General features: G+C 68.5%; 1 protein-coding gene. It reads right to left on the bottom strand.

What is annotated here, in order from left to right; genetic code table 11:
* On the bottom strand, window positions 1-238 hold a 238-nt coding region (locus tag FQ668_RS28205), incomplete at both ends, for an LEA type 2 family protein (RefSeq protein WP_178097273.1).

Below are 238 nucleotides of genomic sequence, written 5' to 3' on the forward strand. Positions count from 1 at the left end.
AGTCCACCCGGCTCAGGCCGTAGGCCTGGCGCAGGAAGGCGAAGGCGGTGACGCTCACCGGCACCACCAGCACCGCTTCGTCGTAGCGGCCGATATGCCCGCGCTGGTCGCTCACCCCGGCCGCCAGGGGCTGGTCGTTGACCTCCAGGTTGAGGGCGATGCCGTTGAAATCCACCGGGGTTTCGTTGGGGTTCTGCACGCGGATCTTCACGGCCATGCGCAGCTCCAGGTCCTGGCC

The sequence above is a fragment of the Pseudomonas sp. Kh14 genome (assembly GCF_900291005.1).
GTDB lineage: Bacteria > Pseudomonadota > Gammaproteobacteria > Pseudomonadales > Pseudomonadaceae > Aquipseudomonas > Aquipseudomonas alloputida.